Source organism: Roseibium algae (genome assembly GCF_037783265.1).
Classification (GTDB): Bacteria; Pseudomonadota; Alphaproteobacteria; order Rhizobiales; family Stappiaceae; genus Roseibium; species Roseibium algae.
In genome coordinates this window covers 1-7,224 of the sequence record NZ_JBAKIA010000042.1, presented here as the reverse complement: position 1 = coordinate 7,224, position 7,224 = coordinate 1, and the positions used below count along the sequence as shown (strand labels likewise).

Here is a 7,224-nt window from a genome sequence, read left to right as displayed (position 1 = left end):
CGCAGGAACAAGCAACTGAATGGCTCTGGACTTACAACAACGAGCGACCCAACATGGGCATTGGCGGCATCACCCCCGCCATGAAACTCAAAATGGCCGCGTGAATTCTACCACTGAGCCCCACTAAAAATGGGGATATTACGTTGGACATATTTATTATTCTTTCCGCTTACTAGCGGTATAATTATATTCTGGACGGATCTGAAATCTAATGTGGAGAGAAACTACCTATGAAGAAAGTTGCCATCATTGGGAATGGGCCTTCTGCTTCGCAGTACTCTCTTTCGGACCTACCCGGCGGATGCGAAATTGCACGGTGTAATTTCTTTTTTCTTGAAAGGGAGGCTCGATTTGGTAACAAAGTAAACCATTATTTTTGGTCATTGAACAATCCGACCCTTCATGATGGCCTCGTTGAGGTGCTTAATAACAAGAAGTATTCTATTCAAAAATTTTATAGCCCTGTTCCGGCTCGCCAGTTTAAATTCGAACAAAAAGGAATTCTCCGACATCAGTTGCTCAATCGTTTGGTATTTGATCATTGGAAGCGTATTAGTCGGAATCCTGAGATTAGCAGGTATTTAATGAGTAGACCGTTTCCTACAACTGGTATGCAAGCTCTAGCGATGTTTGCCATTGAGGGTTACAGGGATATTAGTGTTGTTGGTATTGATTTTTATCAAACAAACGTGAGATACAATTATGATCCACCGGCAGAGCTTTTGAAGGCGATGGATCCTAAGCACTTTCAGGCGGGCTATGAGAAGGGAGCTCATTCGCTTGATATAGATACAAGTTTTTTACTAACTATTTTGGAAAATTACCCAAGGATACGTATCAGAAATATAGCTAATAATCATATTTTTAATGAGTTAGCCTCGCGAAGGCGGGGTAGGATTGTAAGTTATGACAACCCAGCATATTAGTGAAAATTTGAAACCTAAGCCATTCGATGAAGGCTCTATACTTGATGTGCTTGAAGGGAAGTTTCAGAGCATCGTTGTAGTAGGTCATGACTTAAATAAATCTTCGACGATTGTTGGTAGCTCTCTTCCGATCAGCCTTTTTGCTGAGGAGGCGAACCGAGTTCGGCCGGGGTTCGTGAATTTAGTGGGAATTTCACGTCCAGAACATGTCAGGCAAAATATTAATACGCTAATCGAAGCGGACGCAGTCATTATAAACGGTCTCGGTTTTTTCACCACTGGTGCAGGCGTGCCGTTTCTGCAGGAGATGGAGGGAAAGCCACTTTTCATCTATCTACACGAGACGGAGTTCGCCGTTGTTGGAGCAGAAGCACGCCATCCTGCGAGAGTACCACTATTTTGGCGAACCTTACCTTATATGCATATATTATTTTCTACACAGAAGCAGGCGGATTGGTATCGCTCCGTACTCCCGGTCGAGGGCACTGTAGTTTATAATGCTATTGACATCGGGGATGCGAGTGGACGGGTTCGTGTCGAAGAAATTTCATCCTCGTCGCCCTTGCGCGTTCTGAACGTGGCGACAGTTCAGGATAGAAAGGGTCCCCAGCTATTTGATAAAGTCGCGCAGATTGCCGCTAACAAACGAATGAACATGGAGTTCACTTGGGTTGGAAAGAAAACTGATTGGTTGAGTGACAGTTTTAAATTTTCGGAGGCGGTTAATTGGGTTGGCCAAGTACCACACGACGATGTTGTGCGGTATATGAGAGCGTCAGACCTATTTTTTCTTTCGAGTATCGATGACCCACTGCCATTGTCAACAACGGAAGCAGCTTACAACGGTATGAGACTGGTATCATACTCGATTCCTGGGTCTGAGGAGTTATTTAGAGAGGCGCCCGGCTATAAATCGTTTGATGAATATGACGCTGAGGCCGCTTTAAATGCTATTATACATGTCCAAAAGGTTTCAGCACAGCATATTAACTATGACGAAATTTTGCAGTTACTTTCACCACCAAATCTAACTAAACGAATAGCCGTTGCCATGGTTCTCCATGCTGAAAATGCGATCTATCCTGGAATATGTGTAGTGGACAAGGATTGGCAGCAGAAGATCGAAGAGGTGCGCACTCAAATTGCACCTGGCGATCAGAAGGAAAACATCAAAAAGCTAGGAAAATTTAAACGATTTATTAGTGGGACCAGCAGAGATCTGCTTGCAGCATTTGGCGAATGGGTTCTTGACTTGGAAGGCCCGGTGGCAGCAAAAAAATATTTAAAGCCTCTCGCAGAAATTCGCAGCGATGGTTGGAAACAATTTCTGAAGGCGGCCGAGGACGAATTTGGCAAGGGTCGATATTTCGAAGCGATCTCACTAGCGGATGAGGCTTCATCGTTACGGCCTAGCCTCAAGGAGGCCAAAGCTATCAGGCATGCTGCGATAACGGAACTTATTAAAAAAGGTGAGAAACACTCAAAAAAGATTCGCAATTCCCCCAATAATAACGAGTTAAATCATACTGCTGAGCGATTTTTTGAACGTCTATTTGAAATTGGAAGTAACAATCCAAGAATATTGTGTTGTTACTCTGAATATTTACAATCTTCAGGTAAAAATATTGAAGCTTTATTATTCATTCGACGAACTACTCTTCTAGATCCAAAAATAATGAAGTATAAAAGAAGATTTATATTTCTAATTTTGCGTCTTAGACGATGGTACGAGTTGAGGTTACTACTTCGAACGATAACGAGATTTTGAATGCATTGCCGCAATAAGGCCAAAAGGGCTAATTTCACGTGAGTTATAAGAAATCTGTTTTCATCGGGCGCAAAAGCTTTTTAGCCTCTTGTTTTCAAGAGCGATATGCCAGTAATGCAACAACATTTCTGGACGCTCGAGATCCAGAATTGCCAATTAAGTTGAAGAATGCAGATGTAGTTGTAAATTTCGCGTTTGACCCGAAACTTAGCAAGTTAAAATATGATCAACGCCTAGACATTGATGCCCACTTAGCTTCCCTACTTAAAGGTACGGCGACCCGCTACGTGACTTTCAGCACGAGATGCGTTTATTCTGCCGATGCTAGCACGCCAGCCATCGAGACTGAGACCGGTGGCGAAGTCGGCGTTTACGGTACGAATAAGCGGATCATAGAAAACCGACTAATAGATACCTTGGGCGACCGCTTACTTATTCTCCGCTTGTCCAACATTGTCGGTTATGAGTTTGGCCGTGCGCGGCGCACATTCATGGCCATGATGCAGGATAGCCTGCGTGAAGAATCTAGGGTATATTTCAACCAACCGCTTTCGACGCGAAAGGATTTTCTTCCGGCCCCATTATTCGCGGATGCGCTTGATCGGTTTGTCCAGGCTGATGTTTGTGGCGTGTACAATCTAGGGTCAGGTATACCACTGCCATGTGGGGATGTAATTGCAAGTTTGTTAGAAAAACATAGCGGGGCAGACGTTGTACTTGCTGACCGACAATTGCCTGCTGAAGAATTCTGGCTCTCGATGGAGAAGTCAAGTCACATCATTGAGTACTTACCAACCAGCGCGGATATACTATTATATATAAAAACATTGGGAGAAAGATTGTTAAATGACTAAAGTAGTTATAACGGGGGGCGCCGGATTCATCGGTTCACATATTGTAGACAGATTCGTCATGGACGCTGACACTGAAGTGACGATCTTCGATAAAATGACCTATGCTGCGGATTACCGAAACATCGCCAGCCATATCGAAAATAACCGTGTCGCGCTGATTGTTGGCGACATATGCGACGAAGTGGCCGTGTGGAAAGCTCTAGAGGGTGCCGACATAGTCATACATGCCGCCGCCGAAAGCCACGTCGATCACTCTTTCAACAACTCGGCCCTCTTTACAAAAACGAATGTTCTGGGCACGCACACCCTGTTGGAAGCGGCTCGTCAATTAAATGTCCGCCGATTTGTGCAAATCAGCACCGACGAGGTTTACGGTGAAGTGCTGTCCGGCGAAGCTGACGAAGATTATCCGCTCTCGCCAACCAATCCTTATTCCGCGTCCAAGGCGGCAGCCGAAATGATTGCTTGCGGCTATATCACGTCATTTCGTATGCCGATAGTTATGATAAGAGCTAACAATGTCTACGGGATTAGGCAGTTTCCGGAGAAATTAATTCCAAGATCCATTATAGAGATTATAAAGGGGGGGTATATTCCTGTGCATGGCTCTGGTCGCAACCGGAGGCACTATCTTCTTGCTCAGGAGGCAGCTGAGGCAATCTACTTCATTGCCTATCACGGCGTCACTTTTGAGACCTATAATATAGGTTCCGTAGAAGAATTTGAGAACATAGATGTCATCGGAAAAATCTGTCGAGTGATGGATATTAACGTGGATGATGTAGTCAAGTTTGTGGAGGATCGCCCTTTCAATGATCGTCGCTATGCAATTAATGCACAGAAACTCGAAAAGCTTGGTTTTCAACCTTCCGTCACTTTTGATGTTGAATTGCCAAAGATTATTGACTGGTATCGTCTAAATTCAGAGCGCTACTTCAACTGAATACATTCAATTTTACTGCAAGGGGCACATGTGAGTATTACTGAAATTATCAGTGGCGTCTGGGAACGTCACGAAGACGAAGCCTATCGGCAAGATCAATCGCATTGGCGCGGTGTCGGGCGGTGGGAAAATGATGGGCGCTGGAAAGCGATCGGTACGAAAACTTTAGCGGGGCTAACTAATATTGCAGCATTCGCTGGGCTTGGTCCTGATTTTTGGACTACCAAAAAGACGGTGTTGGAATGGGGGCCAGGAGGGGGCGCAAATTTGTTTGCTCTGGCGCCATTTTCGAGTACCTATTATGGAATAGATATTTCGCAAAAGAACCTTGACGAAGCTTCCCGGATGATTTGCGAGGAAGGCTTCAAAAACTTCTCAGGTATTTTGGTTGAAGGTGAACCTCATACAGTAGAAGCTTCTGTCGAAGTCCCAATTGATATATTTCTTTCGACAGCTGTTTTTCAACACTTCCCGTCTAAAGACTATGGCGCACAGGTTTTGGCGACGTTGTATCAAGTAACAGCACCGGGAGCGATTGGATTGATTCAAATCCGGTATGACAACGGCAATGAGCGTTTTAAGCCAATTTCTGAAATTAACGATTATCATAAGCGACATATTACAGCCAATGCATATGCGCTCGAAGAGTTCAATGACCTTTGTGCGCAAACAGGTTTTGTACCACTCTATATTTGCAACATCCTTTCCAGCAATAATTATGCGTATTTCGCACTTCGGAGGAAAAGATGAGTAGTACAAAGAAGACAAGCCCCGAAACTACTCTGGATCCGCTAGCAACACTTCTTGTTAACCCGAAGCCTTGGTTCACGACTAAGGCTATTGACTTCCTAGAAAAGAATGTTCGTTCCGACGACCGGGTGTTGGAGTTCGGCGGGGGGGTGTCGAGTCTCTGGTGGGCGGACAAGACAGCTTACACTTACACAGTGGAGGCGGATGCAAAATGGGGCTCTAGGCTTCTTCAGGAGATGCACGCGCGACCAGAACTGTTGGCGAAATGGTCCTTGCTACTTGCTCCCTGTGAGTGGCATACGCATCCAAGTAATCCTAAGACCTATTGGAAGCGCCATAAGGCGCAATTAACTCCAGATAATGTAGCTCAGCTCGAGAAAACCTACCTTTGGACGAATTTGCCGTTCGACCCTACTATCGTGGTGATCGATGGGTCGGTGCGACCTCAGTCTTGCCGTATCACTGACCAAATTGCAGATTCCCTCGGTATTCGTATGATTGTCGTGGATAATACCGAAGTTATGATGCGGCACACTGAAGGTTGCTTTGCTAATTACGAACGCTACGATTTTGCTGAGCAAAATAAAAAATTAATCCCGGCGCATCAAAATGGCCAGTGGATGACTAGCGTATTTGTGCGGCGTATTGATTTTGCAGATAAGCCGACTGCACGAGATACCCGAACTATTACATCGACTTTTTCTTCCCAATCGATAGCCATCAACGATACCATATCACAAAACGATATAGTCACACTTGCTAATAAGGTAATTGATGATCGCTCGGCAGACTATAACAATACTCTGCAGGCTATTAATGCCAAGGTCAGATTAAGAGAAAAGCGTATTAAGACTCTCGCTAGTACCAACTTTTCGCCTGTCCTAGACGTTGATCAAATCACTGCTGAGGCTTGCCCGGTTTGCAACAACATGAAAAGTGTATATTTTCCTTATCCGGATGCTGAGGACAATGAGTTCAGCCGGTGCTACGTCGTTGGATGCACGAATTGCGGGCTTTCTCGCCTCGTCGGCCAACCAATTGACCTTGCTGCATACTACCGATCCAAATATGCGGAAAATGTCCAAAAGTCGCGATCCAGCTCGCCAGGAGTTTACTTTGCAGATAAGAGCATGTCGCCGGTTCTAGTTGAGCGAGGCGAGCGTGTTAGAAATATTATCGCAAGTCTTCTTCCAAATACAAAGTCGGTGCTCGATTTCGGCGCCGGTACGGGGGTAACACTGAATGCTCTTTCGGCGATTGAAAGGCGCGTAGCGGTTGAAATCGACCCAAATTGCTTACCATTCCTGCAGCATATAGGTGTAAGCGTTGCGCCAAGTCTTAATCAATTAAACGAGAAATTTGACGTCGTCATCGCAACGCATGTTCTCGAGCATATCTATGCTGCAGATGTGAGAGGTATCGCTAAACAGCTTGTTTCAAAAACTAATCCCGGAGGATTACTTATCCTCGAAGTGCCAGGGGCATCGCTGCTGACACATCTAGTTAGTGAAAAACATGCACCGCACACGCTATTCTTCAGTCCAGAAAGCCTAGAAAAACTATTTGGTGGGTTGGATGTGGAACAGATCGAGTTGTCGTCTCCGGCGCGAGTGCAATATCCTGGGCGCGATGATCGACATTACCAGATTCCCAAGGAGCACCTATCTCTGACGGGCGTATCCCCGCTGGTGCTTGTGCTGCAGCGAGGCTCCGGCTCTTCAGATGCGGCACTGGAAGAAGGTTAAGTGGACATAACTCGGCGTCTGCGTGCGACGCGCCCATAACCAAGTGATGGCGGATTGCATCGGTTGTCATGGCGCTTGAGCCCTTGCCTTCAGACCAACGATTGTTACCAGGGTAATCCCCCCTAAAATTAGTGGTGTTCAAAAGTAGAATTTTCTCGGCAAGATATCTGAGGAGATTTTTGATGAAGAACGGACGATACAGCGACGCACAGATCATGGCGGTGTTGAGGCAGGCGGA

At 45.5% G+C, this 7,224-nt stretch carries 6 protein-coding genes; all 6 read left to right on the top strand.

The annotated features are described in order from the left end of the window. Window positions 1-230: 230 nt before the first annotated feature. The 6 genes from V6575_RS23225 to V6575_RS23200 are packed head-to-tail and all read left to right on the top strand — an operon-like array spanning window position 231 to window position 6,986. On the top strand, window positions 231-926 hold the full coding sequence (locus tag V6575_RS23225; protein ID WP_340277890.1) for an alpha-2,3-sialyltransferase: 696 nt from the start codon (window positions 231-233) through the stop codon (window positions 924-926). Continuing rightward, complete coding sequence (locus V6575_RS23220) at window positions 907-2,694, top strand: glycosyltransferase family 4 protein (protein ID WP_340277888.1); 1,788 nt, start codon at window positions 907-909, stop codon at window positions 2,692-2,694. Before V6575_RS23225 ends, V6575_RS23220 begins: the two co-directional genes overlap by 20 nt. A gap of 38 nt (window positions 2,695-2,732) precedes the next feature. Next, on the top strand, window positions 2,733-3,548 hold the full coding sequence (locus tag V6575_RS23215; protein WP_340277887.1) for an NAD-dependent epimerase/dehydratase family protein: 816 nt from the start codon (window positions 2,733-2,735) through the stop codon (window positions 3,546-3,548). Continuing rightward, window positions 3,541-4,491, top strand: a complete 951-nt coding sequence (locus tag V6575_RS23210) for a GDP-mannose 4,6-dehydratase (RefSeq protein WP_340277885.1) — start codon at window positions 3,541-3,543, stop codon at window positions 4,489-4,491. The genes V6575_RS23215 and V6575_RS23210 overlap by 8 nt, the downstream gene beginning before the upstream one ends. A gap of 30 nt (window positions 4,492-4,521) precedes the next feature. Continuing rightward, the gene (locus tag V6575_RS23205; protein ID WP_340277883.1) at window positions 4,522-5,241 is read left to right on the top strand and encodes a class I SAM-dependent methyltransferase; all 720 of its coding nucleotides are present in this window, start codon (window positions 4,522-4,524) and stop codon (window positions 5,239-5,241) included. Then, entirely contained in the window at window positions 5,238-6,986 is a 1,749-nt protein-coding gene (locus V6575_RS23200) for a class I SAM-dependent methyltransferase (protein ID WP_340277881.1), read from the top strand. The genes V6575_RS23205 and V6575_RS23200 overlap by 4 nt, the downstream gene beginning before the upstream one ends. Window positions 6,987-7,224 lie beyond the last annotated feature (238 nt).